We start from the raw sequence: 19,055 nt of genomic DNA, 5'->3' as shown, positions 1-19,055 counted from the left end.
CAAAGAGATAGAGCCAAACAAATATGCCTTTTACACTTGGTCAACGCTGGATCAGCGATACAGAAAGCGAACTAGGACTTGGTACCGTTGTCGCCATGGATGCGCGAACCGTCACCTTACTTTTTCCTTCCACTGGTGAAAACCGTCTGTATGCGCGCAGTGATTCTCCCGTGACCCGCGTGATGTTCAACCCCGGGGATACCATTACCAGCCATGAAGGCTGGCAACTGCAAATCGATGAAGTAAAAGAAGAAAATGGTTTGCTTTCCTATATTGGTACTCGTCTGGATACCGAAGAACCTGGCGTGACGCTGCGTGAAGTCCTGCTGGACAGCAAACTGGCGTTCAGTAAACCGCAGGATCGCCTGTTTGCCGGGCAAATTGATCGCATGGACCGCTTTGCCCTGCGCTATCGCGCGCGTAAATTTCAAAGCGAGCAGTACCGTATGCCGTGGAGCGGCCTGCGCGGTCAGCGCACCAGCCTGATCCCGCATCAGCTTAACATCGCCCATGACGTCGGTCGTCGCCACGCGCCGCGCGTCCTGCTCGCGGATGAAGTAGGCCTCGGTAAAACCATTGAAGCCGGGATGATCCTGCATCAGCAACTGCTTTCCGGCGCGGCTGAACGCGTGCTGATTATTGTTCCGGAAACCTTACAGCATCAGTGGCTGGTTGAAATGCTGCGCCGCTTTAACCTGCGCTTCGCCCTGTTTGACGACGAGCGTTACGCCGAAGCGCAGCATGATGCTCTCAACCCGTTTGAAACTGAACAACTGGTGATCTGCTCGCTCGATTTTACCCGTCGCAATAAACAGCGTCTGGAACATCTCTGTGACGCCGAATGGGATCTGATGGTGGTCGATGAAGCGCATCATCTTGTCTGGAGCGAAGATGCGCCGAGCCGCGAATATCTGGCGATCGAACAACTGGCTGAGCGCGTGCCGGGCGTTCTGTTGCTGACCGCCACCCCCGAACAACTGGGCATGGAAAGCCACTTTGCCCGTCTGCGCCTGCTGGACCCGAGTCGCTTCCACGACTTCGCTCAGTTTGTGGAAGAACAAAAAAACTACCGTCCGGTGGCGGATGCCGTCGCGATGCTGCTGGCGGGGAATAAGCTCAGCAATGACGAACTCAATATGCTGGGTGAACTGATTGGCGAGCAGGATATTGAACCCCTTCTGCAAACGGCGAACAGCGACCGCGACGGCGCTCAGAATGCGCGTCAGGAGCTGGTTTCGATGTTGATGGACCGTCACGGCACCAGCCGCGTACTGTTCCGTAACACCCGTAACGGCGTGAAAGGCTTCCCGAAGCGCGAGCTGCACACTATTAAGCTGCCGCTGCCGACGCAGTACCAGACAGCGATTAAAGTCTCCGGCATCATGGGCGCGCGGAAAAGCGCGGAAGACCGCGCGCGGGATATGCTTTATCCGGAACAAATTTATCAGGAATTTGAAGGCGATAGCGGAACATGGTGGAACTTCGACCCGCGCGTTGAGTGGCTGATGGGGTATCTGACCAGCCACCGTTCACAGAAAGTGCTGGTCATTTGTGCGAAAGCAACTACCGCATTGCAGCTTGAACAAGTGCTGCGCGAGCGCGAAGGTATTCGTGCCGCCGTATTCCATGAAGGCATGTCAATTATCGAACGTGACCGCGCCGCCGCCTGGTTCGGTGAAGAAGACAGCGGAGCACAGGTCCTGCTGTGTTCAGAAATCGGTTCTGAAGGACGTAACTTCCAGTTTGCCAGTAACCTGGTGATGTTTGATCTGCCGTTCAACCCGGATCTGCTGGAACAGCGTATTGGTCGCCTCGACCGCATCGGTCAGGCGCATGATATCCAGATCCACGTTCCGTATTTAGAGAAAACCGCGCAGTCGGTGCTGGTTCGCTGGTATCACGAAGGTCTGGACGCATTTGAACACACCTGCCCGACCGGTCGCGCCATTTATGATACGGTCTACAACGACCTGATTAACTATCTGGCCGCGCCGGAACAAACGGACGGCTTTGATGAGTTGATCAAAACCTGCCGTGAACAGCATGAAGCGCTGAAGGCACAGCTGGAACAAGGTCGTGACCGTCTGCTGGAGATCCACTCCAACGGCGGTGAGAAGGCGCAGCAACTGGCTGAAAGCATTGAAGAGCAGGATGACGATACCAGTCTGATCGCTTTCTCTATGAACCTGTTTGATATCGTTGGGATTAATCAGGACGATCGCGGCGAAAACCTGATTGTGCTGACGCCGTCCGACCATATGCTGGTGCCCGATTTCCCTGGTCTGCCGGAAGACGGCTGTACCATTACCTTTGAACGCGATGTCGCCCTGTCGCGTGAAGATGCGCAGTTCATCACCTGGGAACATCCGCTGATTCGTAACGGTCTGGATCTGATCCTCTCCGGCGACACCGGCAGCAGCACGATTTCTCTGCTGAAGAACAAAGCACTGCCGGTCGGCACGCTGCTGCTGGAACTGGTGTATGTAGTGGAAGCCCAGGCACCGAAGCAACTCCAGCTCAACCGCTTCCTGCCACCAACGCCGGTACGCATGCTGCTGGATAAAAACGGCAACAACCTGGCGTCACAGGTGGAGTTTGAAACCTTCAATCGCCAGCTGAGCGCGGTGAACCGCCACACTGGCAGCAAGTTGGTCAATGCGGTGCAGCAGGAAGTGCATGCGATTCTGCAACAGGGTGAAGCGCAGGTTGAGAAGTCTGCCCGTGCGCTGATTGACGCCGCGCGCAATGAAGCCGATGAAAAGCTGTCTGCGGAGCTGTCGCGTCTGGAAGCACTGCGCGCCGTCAACCCGAACATTCGTGATGACGAACTCGCGGCGATTGAGAGCAATCGTCAGCAGGTGCTGGAAAGCCTCAGCCAGGCGGGATGGCGTCTGGATGCGTTGCGTCTGATCGTCGTCACGCATCAATAACGGAGCGACAAATGGGGATGGAAAACTACAATCCGCCGCAGGAACCCTGGCTGGTGATCCTGTATCAGGATGAACACATAATGGTGGTCAATAAGCCGAGCGGCTTGTTGTCCGTACCAGGTCGTCTTGAGGAACACAAAGACAGTGTGATGACACGCATCCAGCGCGATTATCCGCAGGCTGAGTCCGTACATCGACTGGATATGGCTACCAGCGGTGTAATTGTAGTGGCGCTGACCAAAGCAGCAGAGCGTGACTTGAAGCGCCAGTTCCGGGAACGCGAGCCGAAAAAGCAGTACGTCGCGCGGGTTTGGGGACACCCTACGCCCGCCGAGGGGCTGGTGGATCTACCGCTTATCTGCGACTGGCCAAACCGACCAAAGCAAAAGGTGTGCTACGAAACCGGCAAAGCGGCGCAAACTGAATATGAAGTGGTGGACTACGCGGCGGATAATACCGCACGCGTGGTGCTCAAGCCGATCACCGGGCGTTCGCACCAGTTGCGTGTACATATGCTGGCCCTGGGCCACCCGATTCTTGGCGACCGCTTTTATGCGCCGCCAGAAGCGCTGGCATTGGCGCCGCGCCTGCTGCTGCATGCCGAGATGTTGACCATTACCCATCCCTCTTTTGGCAACAGTATGACGTTTAAGGCTCCGGCAGATTTTTAGCGCGACGGAATCGTAGACTTTGTAGGCCGGATAAGGCATTTATGCCGCCATCCGGCATTGAATTGCCTGATGGCGCTTCGCTTATCAGGCCTACAACTCCCTGGTTCAAAATGGCAAGTAAAATAGCCCGGATCCTACTTGAACCCTTTTTGGTCCTTGATCAATTCATACGCTTTCTGAATTTCCTGTGCCTTCTGCTTCGCCATCTCCATCATCTCGGGCGGCAGACCTTTTGCTACCAGCTTATCCGGATGGTGTTCGCTCATCAGCTTGCGATAGGCGCGTTTGATGGTGGTCGCATCGTCGGTCGGTTTAACACCTAATACATTGCAGGCATCTTCCAGCGTCGGGCCACGTTGCGCCTGCTGCCAGCCACCGCCGGCGGACTGCTGCTGATATCCACCGCCAAACTGCGCCCCGCCCTGCATCATCCGCAGGAACTGATCGAACTGGGTACGGGATATGCCCAATTCTTCGGCAATCACATACAGCACTTCGCGCTCGTTCGGATGAAGTGAACCATCTGCAAACGCCGCCTGGATCTGAATCTCAAGAAACATGCGAATGAGATCAAAACGGCCAAAACAGACGCTGCGAAACTGCCGCATCTTCTCACGCAGCGGGTAATTGTCTGATTTTCCGATCCGAAATGCGTTCTGTGCGGCAGATCGCGATTCACCGTGTAAATTCATCCGGTCCATCAGCACATTTGCAACCTGGATGTCAGCTTCCGTGACGCGACCTTTCGATTTGGTCAAATGCCCCATCACCTCAAAGGTAGTGGCAAAAAAGAGAGCCTGACGCTCGCGCTGGTTGGCAAACCACGCCATTTTTCGGCTGCGGGCTTTGTCAAACATATGACCAATTAACAACCCGAGGACCACGCCCCAGAAGCCACCGCCCATTAACAGCGCCATCGCCACGCCAATTATTTTTCCCCAGTACTGCATAGACTCCCCAAATACTCACGCTAAGGATGAGGCTATGTCTCACAAAATAAGGTGCTTTTACCGTCTTAACGGCTGCGGTCAATTGTGAGACATAGCCTATAATTTGCATTATCATACCTGTCATTAACAGCCGTGACTAACACCACAGACGCTATACCGGCAGGATTAACGCTAGCGCTCCGAACATGAGTAAGTTAGGCTGTGGCCGTTTGTCACGTGCGACGCTACTGATGATGGAACAATAAAATACAACGTATGAAAAAACGTATTCCAACCCTCCTGGCCACCATGATTGCCACGGCCCTTTATAGTCAACAAGGGCTGGCAGCCAGTCTCGCCTCACAGTGTATGTTGGGCGTGCCAAGCTACGATCGTCCTCTGGTAAAGGGCGAGACGAACGAACTCCCGGTGACCATCGATGCCGATCACGCGAAAGGGAATTATCCAGACGACGCGGTCTTTACTGGCAATGTGGATATCCAGCAGGGCAACAGTCGCCTGCGGGCTGACGAGGTACAACTTCATCAGAAAGAGGCGCAGGGTCAACCTGAACCCGTGCGCACCGTCGATGCGCTCGGCAACGTCCATTACGATGACAACCAGGTGATCCTCAAAGGGCCAAAGGGTTGGGCGAACCTGAACACCAAAGATACCAACGTCTGGGAAGGTGATTACCAGATGGTGGGTCGTCAGGGGCGCGGTAAAGCCGATCTCATGAAGCAGCGTGGCGAAAACCGCTACACCATTCTGGAGAACGGGACCTTCACCTCCTGTCTGCCAGGTTCCGATACCTGGAGCGTGGTGGGCAGTGAAGTTATCCACGACCGTGAAGAACAGGTTGCAGAAATCTGGAACGCCCGCTTTAAGGTTGGTCCGGTTCCGGTCTTCTATAGCCCCTATTTGCAACTGCCCGTCGGCGATAAACGCCGCTCCGGTTTCCTGATCCCGAACGCAAAATATTCCTCTAAAAACTATTTTGAGTTCTATCTGCCGTATTACTGGAACATCGCGCCGAATATGGACGCGACTCTCACGCCGCACTACATGCACCGCCGTGGCGGTGTGATGTGGGAAAACGAATTCCGCTATCTCAGCCAGGCCGGCGCCGGTCTGATGGAGTTCGACTACCTGCCCTCCGACAAGGTGTATGAAGACGAGCATCCGAATGATGACAGCTCGCGCCGCTGGTTGTTCTTCTGGCAGCATTCAGGGGTGATGGATCAGGTGTGGCGCTTCAACGTGAACTACACCAAGGTCAGCGACTCCAGCTACTTTAACGACTTCGATAACAAGTACGGTTCCAGTACCGACGGTTACGCAACGCAAAAATTCAGCGTCGGCTATGCCGTGCAGAATTTCGACGCCACGGTATCGACCAAGCAGTTCCAGGTATTCGATACCGCAAACAGCAGAAGTTACTCAGCACAACCGCAGTTGGACGTTAACTACTATCAGAACGACGTGGGTCCGTTTGATACCCGCATTTACGGTCAGGCGGTGCATTTTGTAAATACTAACGACAATATGCCGGAAGCGACTCGTCTCCACCTGGAACCGACGATTAACCTGCCACTGTCAAATGCCTGGGGAAGCATCAACACCGAAGCCAAAATGCTGGCAACCCACTACGAGCAGACCAATCTGGACTGGTATAACAACCGAAACACGCCCAAGTTAGATGACTCCGCTAACCGCGTTATGCCGCAGTTTAAGATCGACGGGAAGATGGTGTTTGAACGTGACATGAACATGTTCGCGCCGGGTTACACCCAAACGCTGGAGCCGCGTGCCCAGTATCTGTACGTGCCGTATCGCGACCAGAGCCACATAAACAACTACGACTCTTCGCTGCTGCAATCCGACTATACCGGTCTGTTCCGCGATCGTAGCTACGGCGGTCTGGATCGTATTGCTTCCGCTAACCAGGTCACGACCGGTGTCACATCTCGCGTATATGATGACGCTGCCGTTGAACGTTTTAATATTTCCGTTGGTCAAATCTACTATTTCACGGAGTCTCGCACTGGCGATGAAACCAATAACTGGGAGAAAAATGACCAAACGGGTTCCCTGGTGTGGGCTGGCGACACATACTGGCGTATCTCTGAACGTTGGGGTCTGCGTAGCGGTATCCAGTACGATACCCGTCTCGACAACGTGGCGACCAGCAGTAGCGGCATTGAATATCGCCGTGATGAAGACCGCCTTGTACAGTTGAACTACCGTTATGCCAGCCCGGAATATATTCAGGCGACATTGCCTACGTATTATTCCACCGCTGAGCAGTATAAAAACGGCATTTCACAGGTCGGCGGCGTTGCCAGTTGGCCGATTGCCGACCGCTGGTCGATTGTCGGTGCTTACTACTTTGACACCAATGTGAACAAAGCGGCCGACTCGATGTTAGGTATTCAGTACAACTCCTGCTGTTACGCGATTCGCGTCGGTTACGAGCGTAAGCTGAACGGTTGGGATAACGATAAACAACACGCGGTATATGACGACACAATTGGCTTCAACATTGAACTTCGCGGCCTGAGCTCCAACTATGGCCTCGGCACGAAAGAGATGTTGCGTTCGAACATTCTGCCGTATCAAAGTGCTTTGTAATTGAATTGATTTACCACGTAATCCGCATTGCGGTTAATTGAAATGGAAAATGTATGAAGAACTGGAAAACGCTGCTTCTCGGTATCGCCATGATCGCGAATACCAGTTTTGCTGCTCCGCAGGTGGTCGATAAAGTCGCAGCCGTCGTGAATAACGGCGTGGTGCTGGAAAGCGACGTCGACGGTTTAATGCAGTCAGTAAAACTCAACGCAGGTCAGGCGGGTCAGCAGCTTCCGGACGACGCCACGCTGCGTCATCAGATCCTGGAACGTTTAATTATGGATCAGATCGTCCTGCAGATGGGTCAGAAGATGGGTGTAAAAATCTCTGACGAACAGCTTGACCAGGCGATTGCCAACATCGCAAAACAGAACAACATGACGCTGGATCAGATGCGCAGCCGTCTGGCTTATGATGGGCTGAGCTACTCAACCTATCGCAATCAGATCCGTAAAGAGATGATCATCTCTGAAGTCCGCAACAATGAAGTGCGTCGCCGCGTCACGATCCTGCCGCAGGAAGTGGAAGCACTGGCGCAGCAGGTTGGCAATCAAAATGATGCCAGCACCGAACTGAACCTGAGCCATATCCTGATCCCACTGCCGGAAAACCCAAGCTCCGATCAGGTGAATGAAGCCGAATCGCAAGCGCGTTCTATTGTCGATCAGGCCCGTAACGGCAGCGATTTTGGCAAACTGGCGATCACTTACTCTGCTGACCAACAGGCGCTGAAAGGCGGCCAGATGGGTTGGGGTCGTATTCAGGAACTGCCGGGAATTTTCGCTCAGGCGCTGAGCACGGCGAAAAAAGGTGATGTTATCGGGCCAATCCGCTCCGGTGTCGGCTTCCATATTCTGAAAGTGAACGATATGCGCGGCCAGAGCCAGAACATTTCCGTCACCGAAGTGCATGCTCGCCATATTCTGCTGAAACCGTCGCCGATCATGACCGATCAGCAGGCGCGTCTGAAGCTTGAGCAGATCGCTGCCGATATCAAGAGTGGTAAAACCACCTTTGCGGCCGCGGCAAAAGAGTTCTCTCAGGATCCAGGTTCTGCCAACCAGGGTGGCGATCTCGGCTGGGCTGCGGCGGATATTTTCGATCCGGCTTTCCGTGATGCCTTAACCCGTCTGAATAAAGGTCAGCTCAGCGCGCCGGTTCATTCTTCATTTGGCTGGCACCTGATCGAACTGCTGGATACCCGTAACGTTGATAAAACCGACGCCGCGCAGAAAGATCGCGCTTACCGTATGCTGATGAACCGTAAGTTCTCGGAAGAAGCGGCGACCTGGATGCAGGAACAGCGCGCCAGCGCTTACGTTAAAATCTTGAGCAAGTAATATGACAGTTGCTCAACGTGTTGTTATCACTCCCGGCGAACCCGCCGGGATTGGTCCGGATCTCGTTGTGCAACTTGCCCAGCGCGATTGGCCGGTCGAACTGGTTGTTTGCGCTGATGCTTCATTATTAACAGACCGGGCAGCAATGCTCGGTCTGCCTCTTTCACTTCTCCCTTACGACGAGAATACCCCAGCAAAACCGCAGGCGGCCGGCACGCTTACGCTGATGCCCGTCGCGTTGCAGGCTCCCGTGTCGCCAGGCCAGCTTGCGGTCGCTAACGGGCCATATGTGGTCCAGACGCTGGCGCGCGCCTGCGATGGTTGTTTGCAGGGCGAGTTCGCGGCGCTGATTACCGGCCCGGTCCATAAAGGCGTTATCAACGACGCCGGCATTCCTTTTACCGGGCACACCGAGTTTTTTGAAGCGCGCTCGCAGGCGGAAAAAGTGGTGATGATGTTGGCAACGGAAGAACTTCGCGTTGCGCTGGCCACCACCCATCTACCGCTGCGCGACGTCGCTGATGCCATCACGCCAGCCCTGCTGCATGAGGTGATTGGTATTTTACATCACGATCTGCGCACAAAATTTGGCGTGAACGAACCGCGTATTCTGGTGTGTGGCCTGAATCCACACGCGGGGGAAGGCGGACATATGGGCACTGAGGAGATCGACACGATCATTCCGGTGCTGGATTCGTTACGCGAGCAGGGGATGGCATTAATCGGCCCGCTACCGGCGGATACGTTGTTTCAGCCTAAATATCTGCAACATGCGGATGCGGTGCTGGCAATGTACCACGATCAGGGTCTCCCCGTGCTAAAATACCAGGGATTTGGTCGCGGTGTGAATATCACGCTGGGCCTACCCTTTATTCGTACCTCGGTGGATCACGGTACCGCGCTTGAACTCGCGGGTCGTGGAGAAGCTGATGTCGGCAGTTTTATTACGGCGCTTAATCTCGCCATCAAAATGATTGTTAATACCCAATGAATAATCGAGTCCATCAGGGCCACTTAGCCCGCAAACGCTTCGGGCAAAACTTTCTCAACGATCAGTTTGTGATCGACAGTATTGTCTCCGCCATTAATCCGCAGAAAGGTCAGGCGATGGTCGAAATCGGACCGGGTCTGGCTGCGCTGACGGAACCGGTCGGTGAACGTCTGGATCAACTCACGGTCATCGAACTAGACCGCGATCTGGCAGCACGTTTACAAACCCACCCGTTTTTAGGGCCGAAGCTGACGATCTATCAGCAAGATGCCATGACCATGAACTTCGGTGAACTGTCAGAAAAGATGGGGCAACCGCTGCGCGTGTTTGGCAACCTGCCGTACAACATCTCAACCCCGCTGATGTTCCACCTGTTTAGCTATACTGACGCCATTGCCGACATGCATTTCATGTTGCAGAAAGAGGTGGTTAATCGTCTGGTTGCAGGACCGAACAGTAAGGCGTATGGTCGATTAAGCGTCATGGCGCAGTATTACTGCAACGTGATCCCGGTGCTTGAAGTGCCGCCAACGGCCTTCACACCGCCGCCCAAAGTGGATTCCGCCGTGGTGCGTCTGGTTCCTCATACGACAATGCCGTATCCGGTAAAAGACATTCGCGTGCTGAGTCGCATCACCACCGAAGCGTTTAACCAGCGCCGCAAAACGATTCGTAACAGCCTCGGCAATCTGTTTAGCGTTGAGCTGTTAACCGAACTGGGCGTTGACCCGGCAATGCGAGCGGAAAATATCTCTGTTGCGCAGTACTGCAAGATGGCGAACTATCTTGCAGAAAACGCGCCATCGAAGGAGAGTTAAGCATGATCAATTCGCCCCGAGTGTGTGTTCAGGTCCAGAGCGTGTACATTGAAGCGCAATCTTCGCCTGAAGATGAACGTTACGTCTTTGCCTACACCGTAACTATCCGCAATTTGGGGCGAGCGCCAGTGCAGCTGTTGGGTCGCTACTGGCTGATCACTAACGGTAATGGCCGTGAAACCGAAGTCCAGGGAGAAGGTGTCGTAGGCGTTCAGCCCCACATCGAACCTGGCGAAGAATACCAGTACACCAGCGGCGCGGTAATTGAAACACCGCTGGGTACTATGCAGGGTCATTACGAAATGATTGATGAAAATGGCGTCGCCTTTACCATCGACATTCCTGTTTTCCGACTCGCCGTCTCCACTCTTATTCACTAATAAAAATAGCTATGGCTACATACCTTATTGGCGATGTTCACGGTTGCTACGATGAACTGATCGCATTGCTTCAACAAGTACAGTTTTCACCCGATCGCGATACCCTATGGCTCACCGGTGATTTGGTCGCCCGTGGCCCCGGCTCTCTCGACGTGCTGCGCTATGTAAAATCACTCGGCGACTGCGTGCGCCTGGTGCTTGGCAATCACGATCTCCACCTGTTGGCCGTTTTTGCAGGCATAAGCCGCAACAAGCCGAAAGATCGTCTGAATCCGCTGCTGGAGGCACCGGATGCCGACGAACTGCTGAACTGGCTACGTCGCCAGCCTTTGCTACAGGTTGATGAAGAAAAGAAGCTGGTGATGGCACATGCCGGCATTACGCCACAGTGGGATTTACAGACCGCAAAAGAGTGTGCGCGAAATGTGGAAGCGGTGCTTTCCAGCGACTCCTATCCGTTTTTCCTTGATGCCATGTACGGCGACATGCCGAACAACTGGTCGCCAGAACTGAGCGGTCTGGCGCGACTGCGCTTTATCACCAATGCCTTTACGCGAATGCGCTACTGTTTTCCGAACGGGCAACTGGATATGTACAGCAAAGAGTCGCCAGAAGACGCGCCAGCGCCCCTGAAACCCTGGTTTGCCATTCCCGGTCCGGTCAGTGAGGCGTATAGCATTGCTTTTGGACATTGGGCGTCACTGGAAGGCAAAGGGACGCCGGAAGGGATTTACGCACTGGATACCGGCTGCTGTTGGGGTGGGGATTTAACCTGCCTGCGTTGGGAAGATAAGCAGTACTTTGTCCAGCCGTCGAATCGTCAGATGGATTTGGGCGAAGGGGAAGCGGCCAGCGCCTGAGTGTGTGATTGCCGGATGGCGCTTCGCGTATCCGGCCTACAAATTCCGTTGGCCGGATGAGGCGAAGCCGCCATCCGGCACGGGAATCGTTATCGACGTTCCAGAATCTCGAAACAGTAGCTGTGCGAGTTCTGCGCATCCGCGTCGTGAAACTCGCTGAACACGGATTCCCAGTCATCCGGCTCATAGTCCGGGAAATGGGTATCCCCTTCCACTTCAGCATCAATATGCGTCAGATAGAGTTTCTGTGCCTTTGGCAGGAACTGCTCGTAAACGCGCCCGCCGCCAATCACCATGATTTCTTCGGCATCCCCACAGGCGGCAATGGCCTCATCAATAGATTTCACCCACTGCACGCGATCGTCGGTGCCGGACTGGCTGCTGATAACGATATTTTTGCGCCCAGGCAGCGGTCGACCAATGGACTCCCAAGTGTGGCGCCCCATAACAACAGGTTTATTTAACGTATTGCGTTTAAACCAGGCGAGATCGGCTGGCAGATTCCACGGCATGGCGTTTTCCATACCAATAACGCGATCTATTGCTAACGCCGCAATCAGACTGATCATTGAAAATTTCCCGGAGACTAAAAAATTGCCGCCACTATACGGAAAGCTTAATCTTTCGTCGACTGGAGGCGCGGTAAAGAATCAGAAATTTTTTAATATTGCTGGCAATACCACTTCACGGGGAAGGTTTACTCTCCGGTTCATCCTCTGGATTACCGGTATGTTTGCCCTCCACCGTCCCCTGCCAGCCATGACGCTGAATGAGTGACAGGTGCTCGCGGTCCTCAGTAATAATTTCACTTAGCATGGCGCTGGTGCGTTTATAAACTGCCGCCCGCGAGGTAGTATCATTTTCACCTTTCGCCATCTCTTCAACCATCCTGGTGTTGTAGTGGCGGAACAGATCCGCTCGCTCACGCGCTTCATAGCGCCCAAGCCCGAGGGTTTCCAGTGCCAGACGCCCGGTTTTAAGCGCCCCTTCAAACGTTTCACGCTCCGGCTGTTCAACACCCGCCTGGCGCAAGCGAATGTAGTGGTCGACATCGCGCGCACGGGCAATAAGTTGCAGGTTCGGGAAATGGTCTTTCACCATTTCGGTCAGTTGCAGGCTGGTTTGCGGATCGTCAATCGCGTTGATTAACACTTCCGCTTTTGCCGCTCCGGCTGACTCCAGCAGATCCATGCGCGTGGCGTCACCGTAAAACACCTTCATGCCAAACTTTCGCAGCGTTTCGATGTGGTCCGGGTCGTGATCGAGCACCACCATTTTCACGCCGCTGGATAACAGCAAACGGCCGGTAATCTGACCGAAGCGCCCAAACCCGGCAATAATCACCCGTGGTTGTTCCTCATCAATTTCATCGGCTTCACGCTCTTCACCCTTGACCGACTGCTCCAGACGGGTGAGGATCACCAGCAGGATCGGCGTTGCCGCCATGGAGAGCGCTACCGCCAGCGTCAGCGCCTTGGCCCACGCCGGGTCAAGCACGTCCGCCATTTGCGCCGCGCCAAAAACGACAAACGCGAATTCACTGCCCTGCCCCAGTAGCACCGCAAACCAGCGGCGCTGTTTATTCGGCACCTGTAAAGGACGCGCCACCAGCCACAGCATCCCGGTTTTAATCACCAGGAACCCCACCAGCAGCGTGATAATTCGCAGCGGGTTATCAATCAGCGTACCGAAGTCGATAGACATGCCGACGCCGATAAAAAATAGCCCCAGCAGCAGCCCCTTAAACGGTTCGATATCGCTTTCCAGCGCGTGACGATACTCTGAACTTGCCAGCAGTACCCCCGCCAGAAACGCCCCCATTGCCATCGACAGCCCCACCTCTTCAAGCAGCAAACCAAAGCCGAAGACTAAAAACAGGGCCACGGCGCTGAAGACTTCGCGCAGTCCAGAACGGGCAACAAAACGCAGGGCTGGACGGGTCACGTAGCGCCCCAGCAGGATCACCAGCACCAGCGCCCCGGCCACTTTTAATGCTGACAGCGCAAATGCGCCGAGCGTCGTCGACGCGCCGCTGGCTGCCAGCAGAGGGATCATCGCCACCAAGGGGATCGCAGCGATATCCTGAAACAGTAATACCGCAAACGCGCTACGCCCCAGTTGGGTCACGGTAAGGTTACGCTCGTTCATCGCCTGCATCGCGATCGCCGTTGAGGAGAGCGCCAGCGTCAGGCCAATCAACGCCGCAACCTGCCAGCGCAGGCCCAGCGATATACAAAACAGGCCAATCAGCGCACCACAGGCCACCATCTGTAATGCCCCACCACCAAATACCGAGGCACGCAGTTTCCACAGCCGCTGCGGATCGAGTTCCAGGCCAATCACAAACAGCATCAGCACCACGCCGATTTCAGCAAAGTGCAAAATAGATTCGGCGTCGGTGACCAGCCGTAACCCCCAGGGACCGATAATACATCCCGCGATCAGATAACCCAGTACCGACCCCAGCCCTAGCCGCACGGCAATGGGCACGATAAGCGCCGCCGAGCCGAGATAAATCAGCGCCTGTATCAGCGTGTGACTATCCATTGTGTGCCTCCTGCCAATCCATCAGGCGCTGTTTGTAATGGCGCGCCTGCGCCTGTAGCGTCTCGTCATCGCAGATAAACGTGCAGTGCATGGCAAATGGCGGCAGCCAATTCAATCCACAGTAAAGCGCCGTCGCCTGTAAAGGCTGTGAGAGCACGTCGAAGCCCGGATGCGAGCCAATGTCGAAATGATTTTCCCCACCGCCGGTCGTCACCGCCCACAGCAGATGCTTACCGCGCAGAGCCGTACCGCGGTGGCCGTAGGCCCAGCCGTGAGAAAGGACTTTATCCATCCACAGTTTGAGTAAAGGGGGAACGCTGTACCACTGCATGGGGTGCTGCCAGATAATCAGATCGGCACGAGAAAGCGCCTCTTGTTCGGCAGCGATATCGATATTGAAGTCGGGGTAAAGATCATAGAGCGAACGTACTTCTACGCTTTCCAGCGTCCTTGCCTGCTCAAGCATCCGCTTATTCGCATGCGAATGCTGCGGATATGGATGCGCATAAATGATGAGAATCATGATTAGCCTGTTATTTTACTTCTCTATTTTAGTTAAGAGTGTAGTCAGTAATTTAACAGGCTAATAGTGAATATTATTGAGCGCTTAAGCCGAGAAAACTGAATCAGTTATCCAGCTCGCTCATCTCTTTCACCCGATCGCGGTTGATTTGTTCCGTCTGACCGGTTTCCGCGTTTTCGTAAGAAACCAGACCGGTATCGTCATCGACCTGCGGTTTACCATCGGTGACAATCGTCTTGCCATCGGTGGTTTTCACCGCCTGGTTAGAGGAGCAGCCTGCGACGGTAAAGACGGTTGCTGCGGCAAAAATGGAAGCGATTAACAGATGTTTTTGCATGGTGTTCTCCCTGCTTTTCAGTCATTTTCAGTTAACTACCCAGTAACTGTAGCCTAACTTGCTGACTGCAAAAGCAAATACAGAACACTCCGAAGCCACCGTTATTGCTGGGCTCTGCTGCGAATGGTCATCGTGCTGGTCTGCGCGAGCGTTAAACCCCGCGTCTCCGGGGCGAACGCAATTGAGACAATCAGCCCAATCAGTGAGATCCCGGCGCCCATGAGCATCACCTGGCTGATGCCGTATTTGGTGATAAAGACCGGCAACGCCCAGGTGGAAATGATGGTTCCGACCCGGCTCAGCGACATAATGACCCCCACGGCAGACGCGCGAATGTCGGTCGGGAATAGCTCGTTCGGATACAGCCACTGCAGGTTTCCCGGCCCTCCGGAGAAAAAGGCATACACGGCAAAACAGGTGACCACCAGCCAGATGCCCATCTCAGGAATCAGCCCCAGCACGGTCAGCGCCAGCGTCATCATCACAAAGCTACCGATAAGCAACGGTCGGCGTCCTGCGCTGTTCAGCCAGAACATGGGAGGAATACAGCCCAACATAAAGAACAGGCTGATGACCACGTTGCCCAGCGCGGCGTTTTTCCCGACGCCCAACCCCAACAGGCCGACAATCTGCGGACCAAAGGTATAGATGGCAAACATGGGGATCACCTGGCAGGTCCAGATGACGGCGACAAAGAGGACAAACGGAAAGTGGCGGCGATTAAACAGATGCAGAAAGTGCGTCTCCTGCGGCGGTTCATCATCAAACACCACCGGTTCGCCGAACAGCCTGATCATCATCTCCTCACACTCTTTCACCCGGCCTTTACGCAGCAGCCAGCGCGGTGACTCAGGGAGATCGAAGCGACCAATAAGGATCAGCAGACACGGAATCGCCGCACTGCCCAGCATCCAGCGCCATCCGCCCTCCATATCATAGAGCCAGTAGCCGACCAGATCGGCACAGGTGGCACCGACATACCACATCGCGGCAATAAAGCTGATTGAGAAGGCGCGCTGGCGAGTGCTGGAAAACTCGGTGATCATCGACGTGGCGATCGGGTAATCCGCGCCGATAACCACGCCGATCAGCACGCGCATCACCAGCAGTTCAACGGGGGATGAGACAAACATGGTCGCCACTGATATCACGCCAATGGCGATGATATCGATCAGGAACATTTTGCGTCGCCCGACTTTGTCCGAGATATAACCGAACAGTGAGGTGCCGACAAACAGTCCGGCCAGAGTCCCGGCACCCAGTAGCCCCAGCCACTCGGCATCAAGCTTCAGCGCTGGCGTAAGCTGTTCCAGCGCGACGCCGATCATCACCAGCACGTACCCGTCCAGGAATGGCCCACCGCTTCCCCACAGCATAATCCTGCGGTGAATAGACGAGAATTTGATGTCATCAAAGTTCCTGGGCTGCTGCATGGCTGCGTCCTTTAGTGGCGTCAATCGAGTAGGCCGGATAAGGCAAAGCCGCCATCCGGCATTGAGGCTGTCATTGCCGGATGGCGACGCAAAGCGTCTTATCCGGCCTACGAGTGCGATCGTTAACCGTAACGAAATTCCACGCCGAAGGTGCCGCGCGGGTATTCCCATTTCTCCAGCGCCGTACCGAGGCCGAGGATCCGACAGGTTCCGCACTCCAGACAGCCTGCGTAATCAAAGCGCACGCTGCCGTCGTCCTGTTTTTTGTACAACCCGGCAGGACACGCTTTCACCAGCACCTCCAGCGCCTGCTTATCCGCAGAGGTTTTCAGAACGATATGCGGATTGTCTTCATCGACGTTGAATTTATTGACGCCCAGTTTGACGTCGACGTTTACGGGAGAAGTCATAATGCAGTCACTCCTTTTATGCCATCTTTCATCAGGTTGATGAATCCCACCTTCTTCGCATGGCGCAGGATTTTCTTACGCATCGGGACCGGCGCGCTGCCGTCGACGGTAAAGAGATCGCGAGCGATCCCCACCGCCATTTCCGGGTAGCGGGTAAACATCCGTGGGTTATCGAGGAAAGCAGGCAAGCGTTGATACATCTTCATATCGCGCATCGGGCCGTCGTCGAGATACTGACGATAGGCCGCCAGCCCGTGTTTGCTAAAGTCGTTGCTTTGCATTGCTGCGAGCACCGTTTTCGCCGCCGCTTCCCCGGCCGCCACCGCTAAATCCATTCCACGAATGGTGAAACCCAGGTTCATACACATCCCGGCGGCGTCACCGGCAATCAGAACGCCCTCGCCCACCAGTTCAGGCTGCATATTGATACCGGCTTCCGGCACCACGTGCGCGGCGTACTCCACCAGCTTGCCGCCAGCGATAAGCGGCGCAACCGCCGGATGCTGTTTGAAATCTTCCAGCATTTGCGGCACCGATTTTTGGGCATCTTTCATATGATGAAGGCCGCACACCAGCCCCAGCGATACGCTGGTTTCGTTGGTATACAGGAAACCTCCTCCCATCAGGCCATCCGTAGGCGAACCGGCAAACAGGCAGGCCGCGCCCTCGTTACCCTGAAGCTGGAAGCGATCCTCAATCACTGACTTCGGTAGCTCGATCAGCTCTTTCACCCCGACCGCCACGTGTTCGGCACTGACGCGTTTTGCCATACCGAGTTTTTCCGCCAGCAGAGAATTCACCCCGTCGGCGAGGATCACCACTTTGGCTTCGATAATGTCGCCATCGGCTTCGACACCAATGACTTTACCGTCACGCTGAACCACGTTATCGACGCGGATGCCGGTGATCAGTTGCGCGCCCGCCTCTTCCGCCTGCTCCATCAGCCAGGCATCAAACTTACTGCGTAGCACGGACCAGGAAACCTGCGACGGTGCTACATTCTCACCATTGAGATAATCCACCGTCATCGCCCCGCTGTCGGTCATAAAGGCGAGTTTTTCATGGGTGATAACGCGCTCAACGGGAGCCTGCTCAGCAAATCCTGGAATAATCCGCTCAAGGCTGTGCGCGTAAATGCGCCCGCCGGTGACATTCTTCGCGCCAGCGAAATTGCCCCGTTCAATCACTAACACCTGAGCCCCTTCGCGGGCGAGCACCAGTGCCGCAACCGCCCCGGCAAGCCCCGCCCCGACAATGATGGCATCAAAGATATCTTCGGACATACGTACTCCCCGTCAGGATGGTTTAGCGCGCTAATGCGGCCGTCAGCGCAGGCAGGATCTTCAGCGCGTCACCGACAATTCCGTAATCGGCATACTGGAAAATAGGCGCATTTTTGTCTTTGTTAATGGCAAAAATCGTCTGTGCACCGTTTGCCCCGACCATGTGTTGGATCTGGCCCGAGATCCCCACCGCCAGATACAGTTCGGGTTTCAGCATCAGGTTTGAAATGCCGACGTAGCGCTCGTGCTCCATCCATTTCTCGTTTTCGGCAACGGGGCGGGAACAGGCAAGCTCAGCGCCTATTGCCTGACACAGCGATTCGGCAAGCGAGATGTTCTCTTTGCTGCCAATACCGCGCCCCACGCTCACCACCAGCCGCGCTTTGTCGAGGTCCACGCTATTACTCTGCCGCGCCTGGGTCGCGGTACGGGTAATGGTCACTGCGGGCTCCTGCCACTGCACGACATGTGTTTCACCACTGCGCGACGGGTCCGGCTGCTGTGCTTCAAAAGTTCCACTGCTGAGCGTGACGACGGCAAACGGCGAAGCGATCGTTTCTTCACCCATCGCCAGACCGCCGTAGACCATATGTTTAACCGTGGCACTGCCGTCCTGCAGCGTTACGCTGCTGGCGTCATTCGAGACAACGGCAGCCAGACGGAAGCCAAGTTTTGCCGCCAGCAGCTTGCCGCGACGGGTCGCCGGCAGCAGCACCAGTCCGGAGGTTGCCTGCTGGCGAAGGGTCTGCGCCATCACGTCGGCATAATCTTCCACCATGCGATTGTCCGGCTTTCCGCTAAGCTGCCAGACGTGATGGGCACCCAGCTGTAGCGCGGTAGTCGCTTCCGATTCAGTCTGGACAAATGCATTAATCTGTTCGCCTAAGGCCTGTGCGCCACTCATTAACTCCGCCAGGCGAGAAGGGGTATCACTAAATACCCAGACGCTGGAAAACTTGCTCATAACATCCC

The 19,055-nt window shown here is 55.1% G+C and carries 17 protein-coding genes; 8 read left to right on the top strand and 9 right to left on the bottom strand.

The window, feature by feature from the left end:
- Positions 1 to 23: 23 nt before the first annotated feature.
- A complete protein-coding gene (gene rapA / locus HVY19_RS03990) occupies positions 24 to 2,930 on the top strand; it encodes an RNA polymerase-associated protein RapA (RefSeq protein ID WP_181683089.1) in 2,907 nt (968 codons plus the stop codon).
- An 11-nt stretch (positions 2,931 to 2,941) separates the two neighbouring features.
- Positions 2,942 to 3,601 carry a bifunctional tRNA pseudouridine(32) synthase/23S rRNA pseudouridine(746) synthase RluA gene (gene rluA / locus HVY19_RS03985; protein WP_181683088.1) on the top strand — a complete coding sequence of 220 codons (660 nt, stop codon included), beginning with the start codon at positions 2,942 to 2,944 and terminating at the stop codon, positions 3,599 to 3,601.
- Between the two features lie 134 nt (positions 3,602 to 3,735).
- Here the strand turns inward: rluA and djlA are convergent, their stop codons facing one another.
- A complete protein-coding gene (djlA, locus tag HVY19_RS03980) occupies positions 3,736 to 4,551 on the bottom strand; it encodes a co-chaperone DjlA (RefSeq protein WP_181683087.1) in 816 nt (271 codons plus the stop codon).
- 255 nt (positions 4,552 to 4,806) lie between these two features.
- Between djlA and lptD the strand changes: the two genes are divergently transcribed.
- The 6 genes from lptD to apaH are packed head-to-tail and all read left to right on the top strand — an operon-like array spanning position 4,807 to position 11,550.
- Positions 4,807 to 7,161 carry an LPS assembly protein LptD gene (gene lptD / locus HVY19_RS03975; RefSeq protein ID WP_181683086.1) on the top strand — a complete coding sequence of 785 codons (2,355 nt, stop codon included), beginning with the start codon at positions 4,807 to 4,809 and terminating at the stop codon, positions 7,159 to 7,161.
- Positions 7,162 to 7,214: 53 nt separating this feature from the next.
- The gene (gene surA, locus HVY19_RS03970) at positions 7,215 to 8,501 is read left to right on the top strand and encodes a peptidylprolyl isomerase SurA (protein ID WP_181683085.1); all 1,287 of its coding nucleotides are present in this window, start codon (positions 7,215 to 7,217) and stop codon (positions 8,499 to 8,501) included.
- Position 8,502: 1 nt separating this feature from the next.
- The gene (gene pdxA, locus HVY19_RS03965) at positions 8,503 to 9,492 is read left to right on the top strand and encodes a 4-hydroxythreonine-4-phosphate dehydrogenase PdxA (RefSeq protein ID WP_181683084.1); all 990 of its coding nucleotides are present in this window, start codon (positions 8,503 to 8,505) and stop codon (positions 9,490 to 9,492) included.
- A complete protein-coding gene (gene rsmA, locus HVY19_RS03960) occupies positions 9,489 to 10,310 on the top strand; it encodes a 16S rRNA (adenine(1518)-N(6)/adenine(1519)-N(6))-dimethyltransferase RsmA (protein WP_181683083.1) in 822 nt (273 codons plus the stop codon). The genes pdxA and rsmA overlap by 4 nt, the downstream gene beginning before the upstream one ends.
- Positions 10,311 to 10,312: 2 nt before the next feature.
- Positions 10,313 to 10,690: a Co2+/Mg2+ efflux protein ApaG gene (apaG, locus tag HVY19_RS03955; protein WP_181683082.1), complete on the top strand. Its 378-nt coding sequence runs from the start codon at positions 10,313 to 10,315 to the stop codon at positions 10,688 to 10,690.
- An 11-nt stretch (positions 10,691 to 10,701) separates the two neighbouring features.
- Entirely contained in the window at positions 10,702 to 11,550 is an 849-nt protein-coding gene (apaH, locus tag HVY19_RS03950; RefSeq protein ID WP_181683081.1) for a bis(5'-nucleosyl)-tetraphosphatase (symmetrical) ApaH, read from the top strand.
- An 89-nt stretch (positions 11,551 to 11,639) separates the two neighbouring features.
- Here apaH and folA read toward each other — a convergent pair whose 3' ends face one another.
- The 8 genes from folA to HVY19_RS03910 form a co-directional block, all read right to left on the bottom strand.
- Complete coding sequence (folA, locus tag HVY19_RS03945) at positions 11,640 to 12,119, bottom strand: type 3 dihydrofolate reductase (RefSeq protein ID WP_181683080.1); 480 nt, start codon at positions 12,117 to 12,119, stop codon at positions 11,640 to 11,642.
- 115 nt (positions 12,120 to 12,234) lie between these two features.
- Entirely contained in the window at positions 12,235 to 14,097 is a 1,863-nt protein-coding gene (gene kefC / locus HVY19_RS03940) for a glutathione-regulated potassium-efflux system protein KefC (RefSeq protein WP_181683079.1), read from the bottom strand.
- The gene (gene kefF, locus HVY19_RS03935; RefSeq protein WP_181683078.1) at positions 14,090 to 14,620 is read right to left on the bottom strand and encodes a glutathione-regulated potassium-efflux system oxidoreductase KefF; all 531 of its coding nucleotides are present in this window, start codon (positions 14,618 to 14,620) and stop codon (positions 14,090 to 14,092) included. The genes kefC and kefF overlap by 8 nt, the downstream gene beginning before the upstream one ends.
- A 103-nt stretch (positions 14,621 to 14,723) precedes the next feature.
- Positions 14,724 to 14,957 carry a YgdI/YgdR family lipoprotein gene (locus HVY19_RS03930; RefSeq protein WP_181683077.1) on the bottom strand — a complete coding sequence of 78 codons (234 nt, stop codon included), beginning with the start codon at positions 14,955 to 14,957 and terminating at the stop codon, positions 14,724 to 14,726.
- Positions 14,958 to 15,058: 101 nt separating this feature from the next.
- The gene (locus HVY19_RS03925; protein WP_181683076.1) at positions 15,059 to 16,390 is read right to left on the bottom strand and encodes an MFS transporter; all 1,332 of its coding nucleotides are present in this window, start codon (positions 16,388 to 16,390) and stop codon (positions 15,059 to 15,061) included.
- Positions 16,391 to 16,512: 122 nt separating this feature from the next.
- Positions 16,513 to 16,800 (bottom strand): ferredoxin-like protein FixX, encoded by a 288-nt coding sequence (gene fixX, locus HVY19_RS03920; protein ID WP_181683075.1) that lies wholly within the window; start codon positions 16,798 to 16,800, stop codon positions 16,513 to 16,515.
- Positions 16,797 to 18,083, bottom strand: coding sequence for an FAD-dependent oxidoreductase FixC (fixC, locus tag HVY19_RS03915; protein ID WP_181683074.1), 1,287 nt, complete (start codon positions 18,081 to 18,083; stop codon positions 16,797 to 16,799). Before fixC ends, fixX begins: the two co-directional genes overlap by 4 nt.
- Before the next feature lie 22 nt (positions 18,084 to 18,105).
- Positions 18,106 to 19,047 carry an electron transfer flavoprotein subunit alpha/FixB family protein gene (locus HVY19_RS03910; RefSeq protein WP_181683073.1) on the bottom strand — a complete coding sequence of 314 codons (942 nt, stop codon included), beginning with the start codon at positions 19,045 to 19,047 and terminating at the stop codon, positions 18,106 to 18,108.
- Between the last annotated feature and the right edge of the window lie 8 nt (positions 19,048 to 19,055).

The sequence above is a fragment of the Citrobacter sp. RHB25-C09 genome, from assembly GCF_013836145.1.
GTDB lineage: Bacteria > Pseudomonadota > Gammaproteobacteria > Enterobacterales > Enterobacteriaceae > Citrobacter_A.
The sequence above is the reverse complement of the archived record's forward strand: the minus strand, read 5'-3'. Positions and strand labels throughout refer to the sequence as shown.

Excerpts from the sequence above, each read along its gene's own strand:
- rapA (WP_181683089.1), top strand. The coding sequence starts at position 24 with ATGCCTTTTACACTTGGTCAACGCTGGATCAGCGATACAGAAAGCGAA.
- rluA (WP_181683088.1), top strand. The coding sequence starts at position 2,942 with ATGGGGATGGAAAACTACAATCCGCCGCAGGAACCCTGGCTGGTGATC.
- djlA (WP_181683087.1), bottom strand. The coding sequence starts at position 4,551 with ATGCAGTACTGGGGAAAAATAATTGGCGTGGCGATGGCGCTGTTAATG.
- lptD (WP_181683086.1), top strand. The coding sequence starts at position 4,807 with ATGAAAAAACGTATTCCAACCCTCCTGGCCACCATGATTGCCACGGCC.
- surA (WP_181683085.1), top strand. The coding sequence starts at position 7,215 with ATGAAGAACTGGAAAACGCTGCTTCTCGGTATCGCCATGATCGCGAAT.
- pdxA (WP_181683084.1), top strand. The coding sequence starts at position 8,503 with ATGACAGTTGCTCAACGTGTTGTTATCACTCCCGGCGAACCCGCCGGG.
- rsmA (WP_181683083.1), top strand. The coding sequence starts at position 9,489 with ATGAATAATCGAGTCCATCAGGGCCACTTAGCCCGCAAACGCTTCGGG.
- apaG (WP_181683082.1), top strand. The coding sequence starts at position 10,313 with ATGATCAATTCGCCCCGAGTGTGTGTTCAGGTCCAGAGCGTGTACATT.
- apaH (WP_181683081.1), top strand. The coding sequence starts at position 10,702 with ATGGCTACATACCTTATTGGCGATGTTCACGGTTGCTACGATGAACTG.
- folA (WP_181683080.1), bottom strand. The coding sequence starts at position 12,119 with ATGATCAGTCTGATTGCGGCGTTAGCAATAGATCGCGTTATTGGTATG.
- kefC (WP_181683079.1), bottom strand. The coding sequence starts at position 14,097 with ATGGATAGTCACACGCTGATACAGGCGCTGATTTATCTCGGCTCGGCG.
- kefF (WP_181683078.1), bottom strand. The coding sequence starts at position 14,620 with ATGATTCTCATCATTTATGCGCATCCATATCCGCAGCATTCGCATGCG.
- HVY19_RS03930 (WP_181683077.1), bottom strand. The coding sequence starts at position 14,957 with ATGCAAAAACATCTGTTAATCGCTTCCATTTTTGCCGCAGCAACCGTC.
- HVY19_RS03925 (WP_181683076.1), bottom strand. The coding sequence starts at position 16,390 with ATGCAGCAGCCCAGGAACTTTGATGACATCAAATTCTCGTCTATTCAC.
- fixX (WP_181683075.1), bottom strand. The coding sequence starts at position 16,800 with ATGACTTCTCCCGTAAACGTCGACGTCAAACTGGGCGTCAATAAATTC.
- fixC (WP_181683074.1), bottom strand. The coding sequence starts at position 18,083 with ATGTCCGAAGATATCTTTGATGCCATCATTGTCGGGGCGGGGCTTGCC.
- HVY19_RS03910 (WP_181683073.1), bottom strand. The coding sequence starts at position 19,047 with ATGAGCAAGTTTTCCAGCGTCTGGGTATTTAGTGATACCCCTTCTCGC.